Source organism: Streptomyces sp. NPDC053513, from assembly GCF_044544765.1.
In the GTDB taxonomy this organism is placed as follows: Bacteria; Actinomycetota; Actinomycetes; order Streptomycetales; family Streptomycetaceae; genus Streptomyces; species Streptomyces litmocidini.
The window spans coordinates 96,467-116,081 of record NZ_JBITXP010000022.1 but is presented as its reverse complement, the minus strand read 5'-3'; the positions used below and the strand labels follow the sequence as shown (position 1 = coordinate 116,081).

Annotated in this window: 17 protein-coding genes and 1 pseudogene; 8 read left to right on the top strand and 10 right to left on the bottom strand. The window is 72.2% G+C overall.

The window, feature by feature from the left end; all coding sequences use genetic code 11:
* Nucleotides 1–2: 2 nt before the first annotated feature.
* On the bottom strand, nucleotides 3–800 hold the full coding sequence (locus ACIGW4_RS29585; protein WP_399583940.1) for a pyridoxamine 5'-phosphate oxidase family protein: 798 nt from the start codon (nucleotides 798–800) through the stop codon (nucleotides 3–5).
* Nucleotides 797–1,891 carry a globin domain-containing protein gene (locus ACIGW4_RS29580; RefSeq protein ID WP_398712050.1) on the bottom strand — a complete coding sequence of 365 codons (1,095 nt, stop codon included), beginning with the start codon at nucleotides 1,889–1,891 and terminating at the stop codon, nucleotides 797–799. Before ACIGW4_RS29580 ends, ACIGW4_RS29585 begins: the two co-directional genes overlap by 4 nt.
* A gap of 871 nt (nucleotides 1,892–2,762) precedes the next feature.
* Here ACIGW4_RS29580 and ACIGW4_RS29575 point away from each other — a divergent pair.
* Nucleotides 2,763–3,257: a hypothetical protein gene (locus ACIGW4_RS29575; RefSeq protein ID WP_398712048.1), complete on the top strand. Its 495-nt coding sequence runs from the start codon at nucleotides 2,763–2,765 to the stop codon at nucleotides 3,255–3,257.
* 63 nt (nucleotides 3,258–3,320) lie between these two features.
* Here ACIGW4_RS29575 and ACIGW4_RS29570 read toward each other — a convergent pair whose 3' ends face one another.
* The 3 genes and pseudogenes from ACIGW4_RS29570 to ACIGW4_RS29560 all read right to left on the bottom strand — a co-directional run.
* On the bottom strand, nucleotides 3,321–4,034 hold the full coding sequence (locus ACIGW4_RS29570; protein ID WP_399583937.1) for an FAD-dependent oxidoreductase: 714 nt from the start codon (nucleotides 4,032–4,034) through the stop codon (nucleotides 3,321–3,323).
* Nucleotides 4,035–4,401: 367 nt separating this feature from the next.
* Nucleotides 4,402–5,724 (bottom strand): mannosyltransferase family protein, encoded by a 1,323-nt coding sequence (locus tag ACIGW4_RS29565; RefSeq protein ID WP_399583935.1) that lies wholly within the window; start codon nucleotides 5,722–5,724, stop codon nucleotides 4,402–4,404.
* Between the two features lie 513 nt (nucleotides 5,725–6,237).
* Nucleotides 6,238–6,726, bottom strand: a pseudogene (locus ACIGW4_RS29560) (SigE family RNA polymerase sigma factor); the annotation flags it as partial.
* A 277-nt stretch (nucleotides 6,727–7,003) separates the two neighbouring features.
* Here ACIGW4_RS29560 and ACIGW4_RS29555 point away from each other — a divergent pair.
* Complete coding sequence (locus tag ACIGW4_RS29555) at nucleotides 7,004–7,936, top strand: hypothetical protein (RefSeq protein WP_399583933.1); 933 nt, start codon at nucleotides 7,004–7,006, stop codon at nucleotides 7,934–7,936.
* A gap of 199 nt (nucleotides 7,937–8,135) precedes the next feature.
* Here ACIGW4_RS29555 and ACIGW4_RS29550 read toward each other — a convergent pair whose 3' ends face one another.
* A complete protein-coding gene (locus tag ACIGW4_RS29550; protein WP_359587296.1) occupies nucleotides 8,136–10,214 on the bottom strand; it encodes a M4 family metallopeptidase in 2,079 nt (692 codons plus the stop codon).
* Between the two features lie 387 nt (nucleotides 10,215–10,601).
* Here ACIGW4_RS29550 and ACIGW4_RS29545 point away from each other — a divergent pair, with 387 nt between their 5' ends.
* Entirely contained in the window at nucleotides 10,602–11,498 is an 897-nt protein-coding gene (locus tag ACIGW4_RS29545) for a hypothetical protein (RefSeq protein WP_123457865.1), read from the top strand.
* A 112-nt stretch (nucleotides 11,499–11,610) separates the two neighbouring features.
* Nucleotides 11,611–12,054 carry a hypothetical protein gene (locus tag ACIGW4_RS29540; RefSeq protein ID WP_399583928.1) on the top strand — a complete coding sequence of 148 codons (444 nt, stop codon included), beginning with the start codon at nucleotides 11,611–11,613 and terminating at the stop codon, nucleotides 12,052–12,054.
* 168 nt (nucleotides 12,055–12,222) lie between these two features.
* Here the strand turns inward: ACIGW4_RS29540 and ACIGW4_RS29535 are convergent, their stop codons facing one another.
* Entirely contained in the window at nucleotides 12,223–13,050 is an 828-nt protein-coding gene (locus ACIGW4_RS29535; RefSeq protein ID WP_399583926.1) for a hypothetical protein, read from the bottom strand.
* Between the two features lie 413 nt (nucleotides 13,051–13,463).
* On the opposite strand from ACIGW4_RS29535, the gene ACIGW4_RS29530 reads away from it, so the two are divergent.
* Entirely contained in the window at nucleotides 13,464–13,649 is a 186-nt protein-coding gene (locus ACIGW4_RS29530) for a hypothetical protein (protein ID WP_123457861.1), read from the top strand.
* Nucleotides 13,650–13,892: 243 nt separating this feature from the next.
* Here the strand turns inward: ACIGW4_RS29530 and ACIGW4_RS29525 are convergent, their stop codons facing one another.
* Nucleotides 13,893–14,996, bottom strand: a complete 1,104-nt coding sequence (locus tag ACIGW4_RS29525) for a glutamate--cysteine ligase (protein WP_123458848.1) — start codon at nucleotides 14,994–14,996, stop codon at nucleotides 13,893–13,895.
* A gap of 228 nt (nucleotides 14,997–15,224) precedes the next feature.
* On the bottom strand, nucleotides 15,225–16,103 hold the full coding sequence (locus ACIGW4_RS29520; protein ID WP_399583923.1) for an EamA family transporter: 879 nt from the start codon (nucleotides 16,101–16,103) through the stop codon (nucleotides 15,225–15,227).
* A gap of 51 nt (nucleotides 16,104–16,154) precedes the next feature.
* Here ACIGW4_RS29520 and ACIGW4_RS29515 point away from each other — a divergent pair, with 51 nt between their 5' ends.
* Nucleotides 16,155–17,003 (top strand): MurR/RpiR family transcriptional regulator, encoded by an 849-nt coding sequence (locus ACIGW4_RS29515; protein ID WP_123457860.1) that lies wholly within the window; start codon nucleotides 16,155–16,157, stop codon nucleotides 17,001–17,003.
* Between the two features lie 124 nt (nucleotides 17,004–17,127).
* Here the strand turns inward: ACIGW4_RS29515 and ACIGW4_RS29510 are convergent, their stop codons facing one another.
* Nucleotides 17,128–17,361: a hypothetical protein gene (locus ACIGW4_RS29510; protein ID WP_399583920.1), complete on the bottom strand. Its 234-nt coding sequence runs from the start codon at nucleotides 17,359–17,361 to the stop codon at nucleotides 17,128–17,130.
* Nucleotides 17,362–17,562: 201 nt separating this feature from the next.
* Between ACIGW4_RS29510 and ACIGW4_RS29505 the strand changes: the two genes are divergently transcribed.
* Entirely contained in the window at nucleotides 17,563–18,258 is a 696-nt protein-coding gene (locus ACIGW4_RS29505) for a TetR/AcrR family transcriptional regulator (RefSeq protein WP_399583918.1), read from the top strand.
* A gap of 214 nt (nucleotides 18,259–18,472) precedes the next feature.
* On the top strand, nucleotides 18,473–19,609 hold the full coding sequence (locus ACIGW4_RS29500) for an FAD-dependent oxidoreductase (RefSeq protein WP_399583915.1): 1,137 nt from the start codon (nucleotides 18,473–18,475) through the stop codon (nucleotides 19,607–19,609).
* Nucleotides 19,610–19,615: the final 6 nt, after the last annotated feature.

Here is a 19,615-nt window from a genome sequence, read left to right as displayed (position 1 = left end):
GTTCAGGCGGAGGTGCCCCGACTGAACCAGCCGCTGAACCCACCCGCCCCCGGGGAACGGTCCGCGGCCCTCGCCACCACCCGCTCCGCCTCCGCCCGCCAACTCGACGCGCAGGCACGGGGCGGCGGCAGGAACACGCCGCGCTCCGGCGCCTCGGCGGCCGCTCCGAAGAAGTCACCGCCCTTGCGCCTGACGTTGTCCGTTCCCCACGAGCGGCCCGGGCGGCCCTGCCGAGGGACCTTCTCGAGGTGCGGGATGTGCTTGGCGCAATGGATGTACGCCTCCTGGACGGTGACCTCCACCCAGACCAGGGCGCGCCGGCCGGGCACCGGGTCGACCGCGAGCCCGGAGTGGGCGTCGCGCATCTCCTCGTCGCTCGCCACCCTGGCCCGGCCGTTGACGTGGAGCCCGACGCGGTCGCGGAAGAAGTCGACCATGAGCAGGCCGACATGCGGGTTCTCCTCGATGTTGCCCAGGCTGGCGTGGACGCCGTTGCCCCGGTACTCGGGGTAGGCGAGCGTCCCGTCGTCCAGGACGTGGAGGAAGCCGGGCGGCCCGGCGCGAAAGGTGTTGTCGCAGTCGCCGTGCCGGTCGGCGGTGGCCAGGAAGAACATCTCCTGCCGCGCCACGAACTCCCGCATCCGCGGGTTGAGCCGGTCGAGGACCTGCTCGGCGTAGAACCGGTCGGCGCGCTCGGCCGTGCCCATGCGCTGCTGGACCAGGTGCTCGCCGTCGCTGCCGGGGCGGGTGGTGCGCAACGGTGTCGCCTGCCGCTGCTCGGTCTGTTCGAAAGTGCTCACGTCGCTGCCCCGACCAGTTCCTCGATGGAGTCGTGCCGTATGCGGTGGGTGGAGACGCCGATGCCCAGGAGGGTGTCGACGCCGCGGCGGATCATGCCGGGCGGGCCGGACAGGTAGACGTCGTAGGTGTGCCAGGGGCCGTGTTCGCGTACGGCGCCGGGGAGCCCGCCGGACAGCAGGCCGACGGGACTGTCGTCCACGACCGGGCGGACCGAGAGCCAGGAGTGCGACTGCTGCAGCCGGAGCATGGTCTCGATGTCGTACAGGTCGTCGGTGCGACGGGCGCCGTAGAACACGTCGACCGACCGGCGCCGCCCGTGCTGTGCCACGTCCTCCACCAGGGCTTTGATGGGCGCGATGCCGGTGCCGCCGCCGAGACAGAGCAGACCGTTGTCGGTGCTGTGGTCGACGGTCATGGAGCCGGTAGGGGCGCCGAGGCGGATGACGTCCCCGGGCCTGGCCCGGTGCACCAGTGCGTTGGACACCCAGCCCGCCGGGACGGCCTTGACGTGGAAGGACAGCACTCCGTCCGAACGGGGCGCGGAGGCGAAGGAGTAGTGTCGCCAGACGCGGGGCCACCAGGGCGTCTCCAGGGCGGTGTACTGCCCGGCGAGGAAGGGGTACGGCTGGTCGGGCCGGACGGTGACGACGGCGACGTCCGGCGTGCGCATCTCGTGGCCGACCACCTCCGCCTGCCACCAGGCCGGCGCCCGCAGCTCGTCCGCGGTGGCCGCGTCGATCATGATCTGGGAGATCGTGGTGTACGCGCTCACCCACGCGGCTTCGGTCCGCGGCCCCCAGCTCGAGGAGGCGTGACGGGAAAGCGCGCAGATCAAGGCCTCGCCGACGGCCGGATAGTGCTCGGGAAGGGTGCCGTACTTCCGGTGCCCACGGCCGAGACGGTCCAGGTAGGCGGTCAGGGCGGCGGTGTCGTCCGCATGGGTCGCGGCGGTGAGCAGCGCCTTGAACAGCCGGTCGCGCTGGACGTCCATCGCCGCCGGGAAGAGCGCCCGGAGGTCGGGGTGCCGGAGGAAGAGCTGCGCGTAGAAGTACGAGGTGACCTTGTCGGCGATCGGCTCGATCTCGGCCATCGTGCGGCGCAGCAGGTCCGTGTCGGACGAGTCCCGGGACGCGGCGCGGCCGGGGACCGGCCCCGCGCCTGCGGCCGGGCGGCCCTCCGGAGGGCGTACGGGACCGGAATCCGGGCGCCCCGGGCCGGGGGACGGCTGCCGACCGTCCTGGTGGACGGACGAGGGGGCCGATCCGTGGCCGTGCGGGTGCGGTTGCTGTTGTACGGGGGCGGGGGCCGACTCCCGGACGTACGGGCGCACGGGCGCGGGAGTGGTCTCCTGGACGTACGGGCGTACGGAGGAAGGGCCCGCCTCCTGGACGTACGGGCGTACGGCCTCCGGAGCGGGCCGGGGAGCCTCCGGGCGCGAAGGCCGCGGAGCCGCCGGAGACGCTGCGGGGGACCGTCCGAACCAGCCCGCGCCGCCATCTTCCTCACCGGTTCTGTCGCCACCGGCCGACGGGGTGGTCGGAACTTCCATCGGTCTGCCTCGCCTCGAACGTCTTCGGTCGAACTTCCGGTCTGGGGCTGGTCTTCGTACACCCGGACGAGTGAACGGGCCCGACCATACCTGCCGTGCCGAACCCGCCCCGATGGCCGCGATGACCGCAAGGCCCTCGCGTTTTCCCAGCTCAGAAATGGTTACTGTCGAGTTCGACCGGCGTGCCGAGCCACTCGGCGTCGCCTGTTCCGGAGATTCGCCGACGGAAGACTCACCGGGTGACCAGAATTCCTTCACACACCCCGAAAGGCCTTCACGTCGTGAGGAGTGGGACGCGTCGCCTCCCGGGCCGCCCCACGCGACGACGGACCGGCACGCCCCGCCACCCGCGACGACGGACCGGCATGCCCCGGCGGGGACGCGGTACCGCGCCCCTTGGGATCATGTCCGCATGGATTTCCTCCTCGAACCGCCTGCAGGCGTCGGCCCGCTCCGCATCGGCATGCCCCGGCACGACGCCGACGCCGCGCTGGACTCGCTCCGCGACCCTTCCGCGCCCTCGGCGTCGGACCGGCCGGGACAGCACGTCTTCCGCCCCAGCGGACTGATGGTCAGCGTTCACTCCATGCAGGGCGTGCTCCAGGCCGTCGAGTTCGCACGCCCGCTGGACACGACGGACCGAGTGCTCTTCCACGACCTCGACGTGTTCGCCCTGCCGGCGCGCGAGGTGGTCGCCGGCATGCGCGAACACACCCGGATCGAGGCCGATCCGGAGGAGCCCGCCTTCGTCGCCCCCGACCTCCTGCTGAGCTTCTGGCGCCCGTTCGAAGCCGACGACGACCCGGACGACGAGCAGGGCCATTACTTCGCGAGGGTTCTGCTGGCCCGGCCCGGTTACTACGACACGCCTGCGGAAGCCGAGGAACGACTCCGGCGGAACTCCTAGGTACGCCTCCGCCGCCACGACACCACGGCGGCGCCGCCGAAGGTCGGTACCCTGACGCGGTGATCACTCGTCCTGTCCTGTCGAGGGCCATGAGCGGCACCGCTGACCCGCCCCTGCTCCCTCTGCCGGACCGTGTCGCGGAGCTTCTGTCGGAGCGGGCGCGCTTCGCCGCGACCCACGCGTCGTGGGCGGACGAGCGGGCCGGAACGGACGACCTGCTCGTCGGCCTCGCCGACAAGATCTGGAAGAACAAGCGCGTTCCCGACCTGGAAGACCTCGTCGTGGGACGGCCGGCACGCGCAGCTGGTAGCCGTCCTTGACCTGGAACGACGCCGGTACCTTCTTGATCTCCTCCTGGGTCAACCGCCGGAAGCCCTCGATCTCCTCCTCCTCGGAGAGCTTCTGCAGCTCGCGCATCTTCGTGCGCTCCAGCCAGTCGTCCTCGATCTTGATGCCGAAGTAGAAGTTCGACGTGACCATGTGCACCCCGGCGTTCGGCGCCAGCTTGCGGAACTCCTTGTACGACTCCACCGACCACCGCTTCGACCGCATGATCGACAGCTGGTTGCCGTGCTGACCGCAGACCGCCGGAGGGAACTCCCACAGGGCTCCGGCGATCACGGACACGGTCTTGTCCGCGGGTCGCTCGGCGACGACCTGCACCTGGTAGCGGGGCTCGCCGTCCTCGCGGACGCGGGCCAGCTCCAGAGCGGTGGTCAGCCCGCTGACGCCGGCTCCGACGACCAGGACGTTCTCCACACGATGCTGTTCGGCCATGGTTCTCCTCGTTCTCGTGTCGGGACGTGTCCCGAGCGGGATTCGCCCGGGGAAGCGGCGACCGGCAGCCGGACCGGAGCCCCGCGCTCCGGGGCCGGTGGGCGGGTGCGGCGGCCGCCGGTGATCATCTTTGACGGTTCGATCCCGTCGGTCTCCGAAGCCGGTAGCCCGGGAAGCGGGCGCACGGAGGCGTTCCGGGCGCGTCGCCGCGTGGGGCGCCGCACACTCCGGCGCACGCACTGAACGTGCCTCCGAGCGCTTTCCCCTGTCCGGGTGACTTCCTCCGAGGAGAGGGTTCAGCCGGGTGGACACCTGCGGCCGGCCGGAGACCCGGAGGCCGGCGTCCAGGAGCGGGCGGGACGAACGGTCAGCCCGCCCAGCGCCCCGAGAAGTAGGTGACGGCGAGGACGGCGGAGAGGGGTGCCGAGAGACAGAGCCAGGCGGCGAGCCGGCGGGGCCCGCGCAGCGTCCAGGAAGCCAGGCCGATCCACAGCGGCCACCACAGGAGGGTGGCGCGGGGTATGGACATGTACCAGTACGAGGTGCCCAGGGCCCACAGACTGAGGGCGATGTAGACGGCCTCGGGTCGGCGGCGGGCGCGCACGAGCAGCACCGTCGTGACGAGTCCGACGACCATGGCGACGAGTTCGGCCTGCCACACGAGGGCGTACGGGGTGGTGTAGCCGTGTCCGAAGGCGGCCTGCCAGGTGGTGCTCCAGGAATCCCAGGGAGAGTGGAACCGGCGGTACCAGCCGCGTTCCTGGGCGTGTTTCCAGGCCATCCAGTCGCCGGTGTGCGCGTGCAGGTACCAGGAGTAGAGCAGCGGCGGGAGCACGGGCAGGGCCAGCCAGGGCAGCCGGCGGAGCATTCCGTGGCGGCGGGCCGTCAGGGCGAAGTGGACGACGAGCGCGGCGACGAGGAAGAGACCGGTGACGCGCACGGTGGTGGCGCAGACCGCCAGCAGCGCGGCGGGCCGCCACTCGTGGTGCCGGGCGGCGAGCCAGGCCGGGAGGGCGAAGGCGAGGAAGAGGGACTCGCTGTAGCCGACGGCGAGGAAGACGGCGCACGGCGAGACCAGCAGCAGGAGGACGGCACGGCGGGCGCCGGCCGCCCCGGACAGGTGGAGCCGGGCGATGCGGCCGAGCGAGAGGACGGCGACGGCTCCGGCGACGAGGGAGATGAGGAGACCGGCGGCGGTCCAGTCGCCGACGAGGAGGTGCAGCGCCCGCAGGGCGAGGGGGAAGCCGGGGAAGAACGCCTCCCGGTTGTCCCACTCGTCGGGCCGGGCGGCGGGATCGTCGGGGAAGTAGCCGTCGCGGGCGATGTGCAGGAAGTGGTTCCAGTCCCACCGTCCGACGACCGAGGCGAAGGGTTCCGGCCGGTGGGCCTCCGAGTCAGGGGGGAAGAGCCAGGCGGCGCAGTAGGCGGTGAGGAGCAGGGCGACGCGGGTGAACAGATAGAGCGTCAGGACGTCACGGTCGGCGGCGTCGAGACGGAGGATGCGGGGGCGACGCGGCCGCGCCCCCGGGCCGGGACCCGGAAGGCCGAGCCCGGGAAGGCCGGGGCCGGGAAGGCCGGGACGGGGGAGTGCGGGGTCAGGAAGGGCGGCCGGGCCCGGGGTGGCCGGCGCGCCGTCCCGTACGCCTCGTACCTCTTGCGCGTCCGGTGCGTCTTGCTCGATCGGGCTCATCAGGGGTTCTGCTCTCTCGCCGGGCACGGCGGGGCGCGGGACGGCCGGGGTGCGGTGGCGGTCCCTGGAGGGCGGGGCGGGGCAGCCCTAGTCGGTGCGGCCGGGCGGGGCGGTGGTGGCAGCGGTGCTGGGGGGCGTGGGCGGCGGTGGCGAGGTGGTGACCCCGGAGGAGGAGGTGCCGGACGGGGGCGGGAGGGTGGCGGTCGTGCTCGCCGGGGCCGGGCCGCTCACCGAGGGACTGGTCGCGGGCGCGACCGGCTGGGAGGGGCCCGGCAGCAGGGTGACGAGCGCGGCGCCTCCACCGCCCACGACGAGGCAGGCGCCCACGGCGAGCACCGCGAGACGGCGCCGGTGGACGCGCCGGCCACGGGCGCTGATCTCACCGGCCGACGCATAGGAGGCCCGGGCCCGGCCTGCCGCGGCGGCTTCCTCGAAGAGCGACTTCAGCGGGTCGCGGGACGGATCGCGGGACTCATTCACCGGGTGCCTCCTCGCCGGACGGATGGTCGATGCCGGGGCGCGCGCGCCCCGCGGATCCTCGAGCCGATGGGCGAGCGCCGCCCGGCCACGGGACAGATGGGTCTTGACGGTGCCGGCCGACAGACCGGTCTCCGTGGCGACCTGGTCGACGCTCAGATCGCACAGATAGTGGAGGGCGAGGGTGCGCCGCTGCTGCGGCGGAAGCCCGCGCAGCGCCTCGACGAGCACGAGGTGGTCAGGCCCGGGGCCCTCGACCACCGGCGGTGCGCCACCCCGCCGCCACGCTTCCGTCGTGCGCCGCCGGAACCGCCACCGGCTCACGGCGAGCCGCCACGCGACCGTACGGATCCACGCCTCCGGCTGTCCGTCGCGGTCGAGTTGCCGACGGCGGTTCCAGCCCCTGACGAAGGCCTCCTGCACGACGTCCTGCGCCTCGTGCAGGTCGCCGAGCATCACGTACAGCTGGCCCGTGAGCCGCGCCACCGTATGGGCGTAGAACTCTTCGAACTCCTCGACGGTCAACGAACACTCCCGGATCTCCGACTACACCCCGCATACGCCTGCCGTCGGCCTCCCGGTTGACACGGGAACCCACGGAAAACAGTGAGGGTGATCACACGACCGAACCGGGAGGACGCGCGTCGGGGCCGCGTGTGTGGTGGTGGGGGAGGGAGCGGCGAGGACCGGGGCGGAACGACGGCCTCCGGCGCAAGGCGGGCGGCGCTGCGGTCTGCGAGGCCGCCTCCCCGCCGCACCGGGTTCCGCGAGCGTCCCCGGAGCAGCCGTCTACCCTCTCGGTATGCGGCGCGGCGATGTCACACGGGACGACGGCACGTGGACGGGCCTGTCCCTGGACGTACGGGACCGCCACCGGCCGGGGCTGTGCGTGTTCAGCGCCGGGCCGCGGCTGCTGCTCTCCCAGCAGGCGCGACCCGTACTGCTCGCCCTCGTCGACGAGCACCTCGACGGCGTGGACTTCTGGCGCACCGACGAGTACCGCTCCTGTGTCCCTCCGCTGCGCGCCGATACGGCCCGTGCTCTGGCGGGCAGCCCGGAGCGGTGGGCCCACCGCTTCGCGCAGTACCTCGCCGACTCGCCGGACGGCCCGCTGCACGAGGGCCGGTGGCTGCTCACGTGCGAGAGTCCGCTCCGGCTCCGGCGTCACGCCGACACTCCGCACGCCGAGTACTGGGGCTCGATGCTCGTCGACGGCCATCCGGACGGATACATCGACTGGTTCTTCCACTCCCATGCGTGGGAGATCCTTCCGCTGCGGCCGATGCCCGGCGCCGACGACAGCCGGGTCAAGGCGTACCGCAAGCAGGCCCGCGAAGGCACGCTCCCACCCGTCCTGGTGTGGCGGGTCAGCGGCCTGGACTGCCATCTGATCCTGGACGGTCACGCGCGGCTGGCCGCGGCGATCGCCGAGTCCGTCGAGCCCCCGCTGCTGCAGTTGCACCGCACGGTCCCGCGTGACGACCTGGCCGCGCGCATCGACGAGGCGGTGGGGTCCTACGAGGACGAACTGGCGCGCTTCGCCGAACTCCGCGCCGTCCACGGCCCCACCGTCCCGGACGGCGCCGCCACCGCCGGCCCCCGGCTCGCCCGCCTCGTCCACGACCTGAACACCGGGGAACGGCCGACCTGGGCCTGGCCCCTGCCCGGCGGTGAGGACCGGTGGCACCGCGTCGCCCGCGAGGTGACGGCCGGCCAGGACTGGCCCCGTACCTGATCCCCGCCGGACCCCTCGGCCGTCCGTCCGTCACGTCCGGGCCCACCGCCGTACCGCCAGGGGCGACCGCGACGAGGGCCGCCTCGCCCAGGACCGAGCCGGGGCGCCCACGGAGACGAACGGAGACGGAAAACGGCAGGCCCGGCCGGTTCTCACCGGCCGGGCCCACCGTACGCACCCGCGGAGCCCGTGGGGAGGCTCAGCCGGTGGTGACCGCGGTGTCGTCGATCAGGAAGCCGGTGGCCAGGGACGAGTCCTCGGTGCCGGTGAACTTGATCGTGACCGTCTTGCCCTTGAACGCCGACAGGTCGAGGGTCCGCTGGGCGTAGCCGCCCGGCGTGGCGTTGGAGTACGTCGCCAGGGTGGTGGTGCTGGTGCCGGAGACGACCTGGGCCTTCAGCGTGTCGTACGGCGTGGTGCCCGACTCCTTGGTGTCGATCGCCAGGAAGAAGCTGAGCTTGGGCGCCGCGGCGGTGGCCGGGATGGTCACCGACTGGGACAGGGTGTCGGTGTGCGCGCTGCCGTACCCGTCCAGCCAGGCGTAGTACGAGCCGGAGTGCGGGGCGGCGCCGGAGTCGTTGGTGATCACGCCGGAGCTGGCGGTCCAGTTGACCGCACCCGACTCGAAGCCCGGGTTGGAGAGCAGGTTGGAGCCGCTCGGCGGGGGCGTGGTGCCGCCACCGCAGGTGGTGGAGGTCGGGACGACGGCCACGCCGCTCCACGCCTTCTCCACCGCGGCGCACTGGCTGCTGCTCGCGCCGTACAGGTCGATCGCGGCCTTGATGCTCGCGGTGCGGGCCTCGGGGTAGGTGGTGCCCGAGGTCATGTACGTGGTGAGCGCGCGGTACCAGATCTTGCCCGCGGCGTCGTTGCCGATGCCGGCGACCGTGCCACCGTCACAGGTCGGGCTGTTGCCCCACTGCGAGGAGCCGGAGCCGACCGCGAGCAGGTAGAAGAAGTGGTTGCCCACCCCGGAGGAGTAGTGCGGGTCGAGGTTCTTGGTGCCGGTGGTCCAGCAGCTCTGCGAGACGCCGTCCTTCTTCGGGTCGTCCATGTACCGCAGCGGCGTGGAGCTGATCTTCTCGCCGATGAGGTAGTCGGGGGCGTCCGCCGGGCTGTTGGCGTTGAACTCGACCAGGGTGCCGAAGATGTCGCTGGTCGCCTCGTTCAGGCCGCCCGCGTCGCCGAAGTAGTTCAGGTTGGCGGTGGCGGAGGTGACGCCGTGGCTCATCTCGTGGCCCGCGACGTCGAGCTCGGTGAACGGCTTGTCGCCGGGGGCGCCGTCGCCGTAGATCATGCTGAAGCTGGTGTCGTCCCAGCCGGCGTTGGCGTAGTTGTTGCCGTAGTGCACGAACGAGCGGGCGCCGACGCCGTCGTTCTTGATGCCGCTGCGGCCGTGCACGTTCTTGTAGTAGTCCCAGGTCGCCTGGATGCCGAAGTGGGCGTCGGCCGCGACGGTGGCGCGATCGCTGAGCGTGCCGTTGCCCCACACGTTGTCGGTGTCGGTGAACGCCTTGCCCCAGCCGGCCGGCGGGCTGTCGTTGGTGGCGGTCAGGTTCTGCGCGTCCCGGGTCTCGCCGTTGCCGCGGGTGGGGTCCTTCAGCTGGTAGCCGCCGGAGATCGCGGTGGTGGCCAGCGGGACGTCGCCCACCTGGTAGCCGTGGCCGGTGCCGTCGACGGTGTGGAAGGAGTTCCACGTCTGCCCGACCTGGCCGGTCAGGGCGTCCACCAGCACGTTGAAGTGGCTCGGCGACTGGTCGGGGGCCGTGCCGTCGACGGTGACCTGCCACGCCAGCCGCGGGGTGCCGGAGAGCGCGTCCACCACCAGCTTGCTGGTCGTGGCGGAGCGCTTGCCCCGGAACTTCTTCTGCGCCAGGGCCTCCGCGCGCGCGGCGCCGACCTTGGGCGTCACCGGCAGGGAGAGGCTGTCCTTGAGGGTCAGCGTGCTCTCGCGGAACGCCCCGCTGGGCGTGGAGTGCACGATGACGTCACCGCCCAGCACGGGCAGACCGCGGTACTCGCGTGTCATGTGCACATGCCGGGTGCCGTCCTTGTCGACCAGCACGGACGCGGACGTGAAGGTGTCGTCCGAGCTCGCCCGAACCGCCTGGGGGTGGGCGGCGATCGAGTCGCGGGCGTCCTGGACGGCTTGGCTCTTGTCGACACGGGGCGGGTGGGGCCGAGCGGTGCCGGCAGCGGCGGCGGGGGATCCCGCGCCGGTTATCAGCAGACCGCCGACGGCCAGCGAGATCGATGCGGTAAGAACAGTTCTCCTCATGGGCCGGGATCGTGGCCGTTGCCGGGAGCCCCGGTCAACGAGCGCCAACTCTGTTTAATTGCGGGCACTGTGAAGAAGCCGGTGACCGGCTCCTTCCTCGGCCACGGCTCCGCCCCACCCTGAGCTTTGGTCAAAACTGTTCACAGAGTGTCTAACGTCTCGTCGATATCCGGCCGGGCCGTGGCTAGCCTGTGGCCGCGTTCCATCCCCCCACGAGAACGCCGTCACGGGCGGCGCCCGCGTTTTCAGGCGTGCCATGACGGTGCAGGAGGCGAGAGACTGGTGGACACCGGTGGCACCACACGGTCCGGGCGGACCGCCCAGATCCCACCGCTACTGGAGCCGAAGACCGTGCAACCGCGAGAACGAGCGACGGATCTTCTCGACGTGCTCCGCACCGGCCCGTTCGAGGCCGCCCTGGACTCCGCCGTGCGGGCCAGCGGGCTCAGCCTCGAGCGCATCCAGCACCGGCTCGCCGAGCGCGGCGTCGAGATCAGCGTCACCACCCTCAGCTACTGGCGGCGCGGCCGCAGCCGCCCCGAGCGGCCGCAGTCCCGGCAGGCGGTCCGCCTCCTGGAGGAGCTGCTGGGCATCCCCACCGACGGGCTGGTCTCCCTGCTCGGGCCGCGCCGACCCCGGGGCCGCTGGGTCAACCGGGACTCCGACGTGCTGGAGACCGAGCACCTGTGGCGGGAGTTCGAGAGCCTCCCCGAGCTGCTGGCCGAGCTGGACAGCACGGACGACGGCCTGCTCCGCGTCGCCGCCCACGACAGCTACGAGCTCGACGCGCGCGGCGCCGGGGCACGGCTGACCACCCGCCTGGCGCTGAAGGCGACCCGGGACCGGGTGGACCGCTGTGTGGTGGTCCTCCGCGGAGAGGACCCGGACACGGCGTTGCCGGAGTTCACCGACGTGCGCAACGCCCGCCTCGGGAGGCTGCGCTCGGACCGCAGCGTGCCGTTGATGGTCGTCGAACTGTTCCTGGACCGCACGCTGTCCGAGGGCGGGACCACTCTGATCGAGTACACCCTGCGGTTCCCCGGGAACGGACGCCGCGCCGAGGAGTGCGGGCGGGGGTTCAACGCTCCCGCACTCCTCTACACCCTGGAGGTCTCCTTCCACCCGGACGCCGTGCCGGTACGCTGCCGCCGCGGCTTCAGCGCCGCGATCGCCTGGGAACCGGTCTCCGCGGAACCGGTGTGGATCAGCGCCGCCGGCCGGGCGCACGCGGTCTTCGAGAACCCGGGCCCCGGCTACCAGGCCCTCTCCTGGGAGTGGCACTGAACACCGCCGTCACCCGAAGCGGGGCGGCGGCGATTGTCAGTGGCCGCTGTTAGCGTCCGGCCGTTCTGGAAGAGCCGTGTTCGGGAAGAGCTGTGGGGAGAGAGGCCGGCATATGGGCGCGTCGGGATGGGACTACTCGGTGCCGTATCAGGAGGATCTCGTCGGGGCGTTCGACGCGCTGCGACGGAGGGTCTTCGAGGAGCGGGACTACTACTGGGTCTCGGGCGCTGACTGGAGGCCGGAGGAGGAGCGGTTGCCGTGGCCCGAGACCGAGGAGGAGCTGTGGGCCGACGAGATCGTCCAGGAAACCGGGACGCACTCGATCCTCGACATCTTCCGGATCATCGGACCGGACGAGGAGCCGGACTGCTCCACGATGAAGCAGGTGACCGAGGAGGAGGCGCTGCGCGTCCTCGGCACGCGGAAGCCCACCCGGGCGCACGTGCCGAGGTTCGAGGAGTTCGACCACTGGCGCTGGTACGGGCGGTGCGCTGTGCTCCATGACGACCGGGGGGAACCGCAGGAGATCTACTTCTGGGGCTTCTCCGGCGACTGAGGCGACCCGGGTGCCGACCCGGGCACTGCCCCGGATGCCGGTCCGGTTGCGGTTTCCGGGGCCGGGCGGTCACGCAGCCGCAGGGCGGGCAGCGACCGATCGGCTTTCTGCCGCTGCCCGTCCACCTGCGGCGTTCACCCCTGCGGTAGTTCCCTGCGGCCGCGCTGCTCAGGCTCCGGCCAAGGCCGCCTCGGCGGGTTCCTCGCGCTTCGACCGCTCCGCGACGGCGGCGGAGGTCTGCGCCGCGGGCCAGGTGTAGAGGACGATGCCCTGCCGGGTGTCCTTCTCCAGCCCGTCCCTCGCCACCAGCCTCTCCAGGGTGTTGCGGACGACCTGGTCCGACGTGGCGCGCTCGGGGTGACCCGCCTTCAGCTCGGCGCTGATCTCGCTGACCTTCTTCGGCTCGCCGGGCTGCCGGACGAGGAGTTCCCTGAGGAGCTCACCGAGCGTGGGACCCGTCGGCTTCACGGCCTTGTCCGCCGCCGTGGTCTTCCTGGCGACCGTCTTCTTGGCGATCGTCTTCTTGGCTGCCGGCGCCTTCCTGGTCACAGCCTTCTCTGCCGCCACAGCCTTCTCTGCCGCCGGGGTCTTCTCGGCGGTCGAAGTCCTTCGGGCGGGAGCCTTCTTGGCGGCAGGCTTGGCCCGGGTGGTCTTCTTCGCCGGCGCCTTCTTCACCGAAGCGGCGCCTCCGGTCTTCTCCGCCCTCGGCTGTGGCACGACCGCTTCCTCCGCACCGGTGGCAGCCGCAACGGTGCCGCTCGCCGGCTCGGCAGCGGCCGCAACGGTGGCGCCCACCGGCTCGGCGGCAGCCGTCGGTTCACCCTCGGCGGACGTCGGCAGGGACTCCAGCGTCACGGCGAGCCACTTCTCCTCCTCCTTCAGCCGGCTCAGCCGAACGGTGAGGGTGGCCTGCTCTGCCTGGTTGGCTGCGAGATCAGCGGCGAGCTGTTCCGCGTACTTGGCCTGGATCGAGGTGTTGTCAGGCTCATCGGCCATGCAATCCACACTCCTTGTGGAGGACGGGTATTGCTGCCGGATGGTACTTGCTGCAGACCGCGCACGAGCGGTATAGCCCGAAACACCCTTCGGACGATGTTCCTGCACCCCACCGATGAGAAGGCCCCACGGAAAAGCCTGAAGGCCGAACTCCTCGGCGCTCTGGGGGCCCGCCGCCTTCCGGGGAACCATGGACTCCCAAGGCGTAACACCAGGGAAGCGTGATTCCGCCGATGTGCCGGTGGACGGCACAGACCGTGCGCCCGACCCGGTACGACCCGGATTCCGGGGCGCGTGACCACTGAACCCGCGACGGACCGGGTGAAGTCGGCGGCCGGGCCCCGGTGGTCCCCGTCGGCTTGCGGCGACGACGCGAGGGCATACGGACAGCACCCTTCGAAAGGAGCTCGCTCATGCTCGGCATGGTCGCGGCGGTGCTGTTCTTCTTCGCGTTCCTGATCAACGCGGCGGACATCGCCACCAACGATGTGTTCACCTCGACGAACGTGATGCTGCTCGGACTGACCGCCCTCGCCCTCCACATGGCGGGCGTCGGCGCCGGCCACGGCGCCAGACGCCGTCCCTGGTCCCGCTCGTGAGGCTCCACCGCCTCCCCTCTTCGTGCCCCCACAGGTAGATGTACCGGACGGACCTGGAGTGGGACGCAGGATCGGGGGCAGGCGATGGTCGAGCGCATGGGACCGCTCTGGTTGCCCCCGCACCTGCCGTTCCCCCTTCCGGCAGGTGCGGGGGCAATTGAACGGCCCGCACCAGGCAGGGGTGCGGGCCGTTTCACCTGTGGAGCCCCTGTGGAGGAGGGAACCAAAGGGGCGCCTTCGGAACTACCCCTCCGTGGCGCCGTCCTCCGTGGTGATCCGGGCGCACGCGCGGACGACCTCGCCGAGTTCCATCCCGCCTTCGAAGAGGTCGCGCTGGCGCCGGGCCCCTCCGCCGCGTACCAGGAGGTCCTTGAGGGCGGCGCGCGCCCGGTCGAGGTCGCCGGTCTCCCGCAGGGCGTCCTCGGTGTGCGCGACGAAGGCGTCGAAGGCCGCCTCCGGCGGGATCGGTCGCAGCGTCCGGGGATCGAGCAGGGGGCCCTCCGGTCCCGAGCGGGCGGCCTGCCAGGCCGCGAGGCGGAGCAGCTCGACCGGAACGCGGGGCACGGGCTCTCCCGACCGCCAGGCCCGTGCCTCGGTCTCGACCAGGGCCCGGGCGAGGGCGGCCACCAGCACCGTGGTGTCGGGTTCGAGGCAGACGTCGGCGACGCGGATCTCGACGGTGGGGAAGTTGTGGGAGAGACGGGCGTCGAAGTAGATCATGCCCTGGTCGCGCAGGACCCCGGTGCTCAGCATGTCGCGCACGCGGGCGTGGTAACCGGCGGCGGTGCCGAACGGCTCGTACGGGCCTGCGGAAGGGAGGCGGTACCAGACCCGGCTGCGGTAGCTGGCGTATCCCGTGTCCTTCCCCTGCCAGTAGGGCGAGTTGGCGCTGATCGCGGTCAGGAGCGGCAGCCACGTACGGATCCGGTCGAGAACGGCGACGCCCTCCTCGTCCGACTCGACGGAGACGTGCACGTGGCATCCGCCGGTGAGCTGCTCCTCCGCGGTCAGGGCGAACTGGTCGGCCAGCCAGCGGTACCGCCGCCCGAGGTTCCGGGAGGGCTGCACGGCGAGCGGCGAGGTCGCCAGGGCGGCGATCTGGGCGCCCACGCCTTCGGCGTACCGCCCGGCCTCTCCGCGCCATCGGACGATCTCCTCGCGGAGGGCGCCCATGTCGCTGACGGGGCGGGTGGCGAACTCCAGCTGCTCCTGATGCAGCTCCTTCTCGAAGACGTCCCCCGCCTCGTCCCCGGCGGCCGCGGCGAGGACGGCGGACGACAGGGCGAGCGGCTCGCCGGTCCGGGCGCTGACGAGCAGCAGCTCCTCCTCCACACCTACCGTGCGGATCCTGTGCTGCGTCGGGTTCTGGGCCACGAGGTTCTTCCTTCCGGGTGGAACGTCGCTGATCTGCGGTGCGTCTCAGGCGCTTACCCCGGATCGGACGGATCAGCCGGGCCGACACGGGCCGAGTACGTACCCGCCGGAGGCGAGCGGTCACACCCGTGGCCCGGGCGGTGCACCGGTAAGGAGGAAGGCGCATACCGCCGGAAGCGGGCGGGCGGCTCCGTGCTGCCCTCAGGAGACGCCGGTGAACTGGAGCACCGCTATGCCCGCCAGGACGGCGACGCTGGCCGTGATGCGGCGGTGGCCGAGGCGTTCGCGGAAGACGATCGCGCCGATCAGGGCGCCGAAGACGATGCTGGTCTCCCGCAGGGCGGCGATGGTGGAGAGGTCGCCCCGGGACTGGGCCCACACGACGAGCCCGTACGCGAGGAGGGAGAGCACCCCGCCGGCCAGGCCGCGGCCGTACAGCGGGCGCAGCGCGGTGAGCAGGGCGGGGCCCCGGCGCGCCAGGGCGACGACGGGGAGGACGAGCCCCTGGCAGAGGAAGAGCCAGGCGATGTACCCGAAGACGCTGCCCGAGACGCGGACGCCGCTGCCGTCGACGAGGGTGTAGGACGCGATCATCACGCCGGTGCCGAGCGCGGCGGCCAGCGCGGGCAGTTGGGCGCGGCCGGGGATCCCGTCGGCGAGGGCGAGTCCGGCCAGGCCGCAGGCGACCACCGCGATGCCGAGGGCCTGCCCGGCGGGCAGGGAGTGACCGAGGAGGGTCGTGGAGACCAGGGCCACCACGACGGGTGAGGTGCCCCGGGCGGTGGGGTACATCTGCCCGAAGTCGCCGAGCTGGTAGGCGCGCAGGAGCAGGAGCTGGTACGCGGCCTGCAGGGCGGCGGAGGCGGCGATGTACGGCCAGGCCGCGGGGCCGGGCGGCGGGGCGAGGCAGACGAGGACGGCTCCGCACGCGGCGGAGGCGAGGCTGATGAGGGTGAAGCCGGCCAGTTTGTCGCGCAGGCCGTGGGTGAGGCCGTTCCAGACGGCGTGCAGCACCGCCGAGGCGAGGACGGCGGCGGGCACGGCGGCCGTGCCGGGCAGGGACGGCAGGTTTGCGGACACGGTCACTCCCACGGCCGGTTCTGGAATGGATTTCCTTGGTAGGGTAGATGCATGGAAATTCATTCCGCGACCGGGGGCGAGCTCGCCGCTCACATCCGAGCCCACCTGCCCGAGCTGCGCGACACCGAGGCGAGGGTGGCGCGGGTCGTGCTGGACAAGGGCGCACAGGTGGTACACCTCAGCGTCAGCGACGTCGCGGCGCTGGCCGGCACGGCGCCTTCCTCCGTCGTACGGGCCTGCCAGCGGCTGGGGTTCCGCGGCTACCAGGAGCTGAAGATCGCCGCCGCCCGGCAGGCACCCGCCCAGGAGCCCTCCCGGGATCAGGATCCGGCCGCCCGTGCGCTGGCCGACACGGTCCGCGCCGCCCGAGAGGCGCTGGACGGGGTGGCCGCGACGGTGCCCCCCGAGCGGCTGCGCACGGCCGCGGAACTGCTCGACGCGGCCCCCCGGGTGCTGGTGGTGGGGGCCGGGCTGTCCGGCGCGGTCGCGCTGGACACGGCCTACCGACTGCGCGCCCTGGGCTGCGCGGTCGACGCCCCGGCCGACCCGCTGACGGCCCAGTTGGCCGCCTCCCAGCTGGCCTCCGCGGACGTCTGCCTGGCCATCAGCCACACGGGGGCGACGCGGAGCACGGTGGACGCGGCCCGTGGCGCGCGGCGGGCCGGGGCCCGGGTCGTCGCCCTCACCAGTTACGCCCGCTCGCCGCTCAGCGAGTCCAGCGACTGCACGCTGGTCGCGGGCGGCCAGGACCTGGTCTTCGGGCTCGAGACCGTCGCCAGCCGACTGGCCCACCTGACCGTGATCGACGCCCTCGCCCTCACCCTGCTGGGACTGCGCGGGGCGCCGGCCGAAGCCGCACTGCGTCTTTCGGCCGACGTCACGGTCGACCACTCGTACTGACTCCGCTGCCACGGGGCGAAGGACGGAGCCGGAAGCAGTCGCCTCCCGAACCGGTGAACACCTGCTGTTCGTTCTCGGGTCCTGGCACCACTTCTGTGGAAGGGCGTGTGACAGGCCCGCCGGCTCATTGGGTCAGGTCGGTGTGCGGATGCCCGGGGGAGGCCGGGTAGGCGTGGATCTGCATGTTGTCCGTGCTGCCCACTTCCACCCCCGTCGGCTGCGAGGGGGCCTGGCCCGCGTGGTGGGAGGCGGCGAGGGCCGCGGCCCGGTCTTCCTGCGGTGCCCGGCTGTGACCTTCACCGCCGTCCCACTCCCAGGAAGCGATCGTCAGGAGCGGGACCATCTGCGCCTCGCACACGGCGCGGTACCGGAGGCTCGGGTCGGTGCGGCCCCAGGGGGGGCGACCGCCGGCCTTCCAGCCGGATGCGTTGCCCAGATGAACGCGCCCAGATGAACGGAAGGGAAGTCGCGCGGATACTCCGCGTGGGAGCCGTCCACGTCGGCGCCGGCCCGGCCCAGGGCGCCCATCGGGCGCGAACGTGTTCGTTACGATCGCGGTATGACTGCGAAGCGAGAACCGATCAGCCGCCGCGAGCGCCCCGCCAAACCCGCTCTGACCAGGCGTGGAATCGTCGACGCGGCGGTGCGGGTCATGCGGTCCGAAGGACTGGAGAAGGTGACCATGCGGCGCCTGGCGCAGGAACTGGACACCGGCCCGGCCTCGCTGTACGTGTACGTCGCCAACACCGCCGAACTGCACGCGGCGGTGCTGGACGCACTCCTGGGAGAAGTGGACCTGCCCGCCGAGAACGCCGTGAGCGGCTGGCGCGACCAGCTCGTCGCCGTGCTGACCTCGTACACGCACCTGCTCTTCGAGCACCCGCAGCTGGCCCGCTCCGCGCTGGTCGCGCGCCCCGGCGGCGCGAACTACCTGGACCTGGTCGAACGCCTCCTGCTGCTGCTCTCCCGCAGCGGCGCCCCGCGCGAGCAGGTCGCCTGGGGCGTGGACAACCTCCTGCAGTACGCGACCGCCACCGCGGCGGAGCACGGCACCCAGGAGCGCGACCCCCTGAGCCAGGACGACTGGGACGCCCTCGCCCATGCCGTGCACGGGGTGGACGACGCCGAGCACCCGATGATCAAGGCGCACCTGCCGGCGCTCCTGGCCGGGACGCAGGACGCCCGGCTGTCCTGGGGCTTCGACGTCGTGATCAACGGCATCATCCACACGCCCCTCCCGGAGCCGGCCGCCTGAGCCGCGCGGAGCCCTGAGGGCCGCGGATTCCCGCTCCGCGGACCGCACCCGTGCCGCGTCCCGCGCGGATGTCGTGCGGGACGGAGGCGCATCACACTTATGGACGAACTTGTTCGCTACGAACATGTTCGTTACGGTGGAAAAGCAGGCCGGCGGTGACGGGCGCGGCTTCCCGTACCCCCCCGCTTCACGTACCCCACCCCAGGGAGCACCCATGAGCGCTCATCACCCCGTCGCGATCGTCGGCGGAGGTCTCGGCGGCCTCACCGCCGCCCGCGTACTCCACGTCAACGGCATCGAGGCGACCGTCTTCGAACGGGAAGCCTCGCCGGAGGCCCGTACCCAGGGCGGCATGCTCGACATCCATGAGGAGAGCGGCCAGTGGGCCCTGCGCGCCGCAGACCTCCACGACGACTTCCTCGGGATCATCCACGAGGGAGGTCAGGCCCTGCGCCTGCTCGGGCCCGACGGCACCGTCCACGTCTCGGAAGAGGACGACGGTACCGGCGGCCGACCCGAGGTCGACCGAGGCGACCTGCGCGACCTGCTCCTCGGTTCGCTGTCGGACGGCACGATCCGCTGGGGCGAGAAGGTCATTGCCGCCCGCGCGCTGGACGGCGGACGCCACGAGGTGGTCTTCGCCGACGGAACGGCCGTCACCACCGACCTGCTGATCGGCGCCGACGGAGCCTGGTCCCGCGTGCGCCCCCTGGTCTCCGACGCCGTGCCCTCCTACACCGGGATCTCCTTCGTGGAGGCGGACCTGCTGGAGGCCGAGAGCCGTCACCCGCGCAGCGCGGCCGTCATCGGCGGCGGGTTCTTCCTCTGCCTGGGCGACGAACGAGGCTTCCTCGCCCACAGGGAGACCGACGGCAGCCTCCACGTCTACGCCGCTCTCAAGGCGGGCGAGGGCTGGCTGGACACGGTCGACTTCACCGATCCGGAAGAGGCCAAGAGGGTGGTACTGGCCCGCTTCGAGGGGTGGGACGAGACCTTGCGGGGGTTGATCGCGGACGCCGACACCATGACTCCGCGCCGCATCCACGCCCTGCCGGTGGGCCATCGCTGGGACCGTGTGCCGGGCGTGACGCTGCTCGGCGACGCCGCCCACGTCATGTCGCCCTTCGCCGGCGAAGGCGCGAACCTCGCCATGCTCGACGGGGCCGAACTCGCCTTGGCGATCGCCGCCCGCCCCGGTGACCGCGAGGGTGCCCTGGCCGCCTACGAGGAAGCGCTCTTCCCCCGCAGCCGGGCCTCTGCCGCCGACTCCGCCCAGAGCCTCGACACGATGTTCGGCCCGCAGGGGCTGGAACGGATGGTGGAGTTCTTCGCCGGTGGAACCGCGGCGTGACAGTGC

What these genes read in the sequence shown, in the direction of transcription:
- ACIGW4_RS29530 (WP_123457861.1), top strand. Translation starts at nt 13,464, where the DNA reads ATGCTCGGCATGGTCGCGGCGGTGCTGTTCTTCTTCGCGTTCCTGATC.
- ACIGW4_RS29540 (WP_399583928.1), top strand. Translation starts at nt 11,611, where the DNA reads ATGGGCGCGTCGGGATGGGACTACTCGGTGCCGTATCAGGAGGATCTC.
- ACIGW4_RS29535 (WP_399583926.1), bottom strand. Translation starts at nt 13,050, where the DNA reads ATGGCCGATGAGCCTGACAACACCTCGATCCAGGCCAAGTACGCGGAA.
- ACIGW4_RS29570 (WP_399583937.1), bottom strand. Translation starts at nt 4,034, where the DNA reads ATGGCCGAACAGCATCGTGTGGAGAACGTCCTGGTCGTCGGAGCCGGC.
- ACIGW4_RS29550 (WP_359587296.1), bottom strand. Translation starts at nt 10,214, where the DNA reads ATGAGGAGAACTGTTCTTACCGCATCGATCTCGCTGGCCGTCGGCGGT.
- ACIGW4_RS29565 (WP_399583935.1), bottom strand. Translation starts at nt 5,724, where the DNA reads ATGAGCCCGATCGAGCAAGACGCACCGGACGCGCAAGAGGTACGAGGC.
- ACIGW4_RS29500 (WP_399583915.1), top strand. Translation starts at nt 18,473, where the DNA reads ATGAGCGCTCATCACCCCGTCGCGATCGTCGGCGGAGGTCTCGGCGGC.
- ACIGW4_RS29515 (WP_123457860.1), top strand. Translation starts at nt 16,155, where the DNA reads ATGGAAATTCATTCCGCGACCGGGGGCGAGCTCGCCGCTCACATCCGA.
- ACIGW4_RS29575 (WP_398712048.1), top strand. Translation starts at nt 2,763, where the DNA reads ATGGATTTCCTCCTCGAACCGCCTGCAGGCGTCGGCCCGCTCCGCATC.
- ACIGW4_RS29580 (WP_398712050.1), bottom strand. Translation starts at nt 1,891, where the DNA reads ATGGCCGAGATCGAGCCGATCGCCGACAAGGTCACCTCGTACTTCTAC.
- ACIGW4_RS29505 (WP_399583918.1), top strand. Translation starts at nt 17,563, where the DNA reads ATGACTGCGAAGCGAGAACCGATCAGCCGCCGCGAGCGCCCCGCCAAA.
- ACIGW4_RS29555 (WP_399583933.1), top strand. Translation starts at nt 7,004, where the DNA reads ATGCGGCGCGGCGATGTCACACGGGACGACGGCACGTGGACGGGCCTG.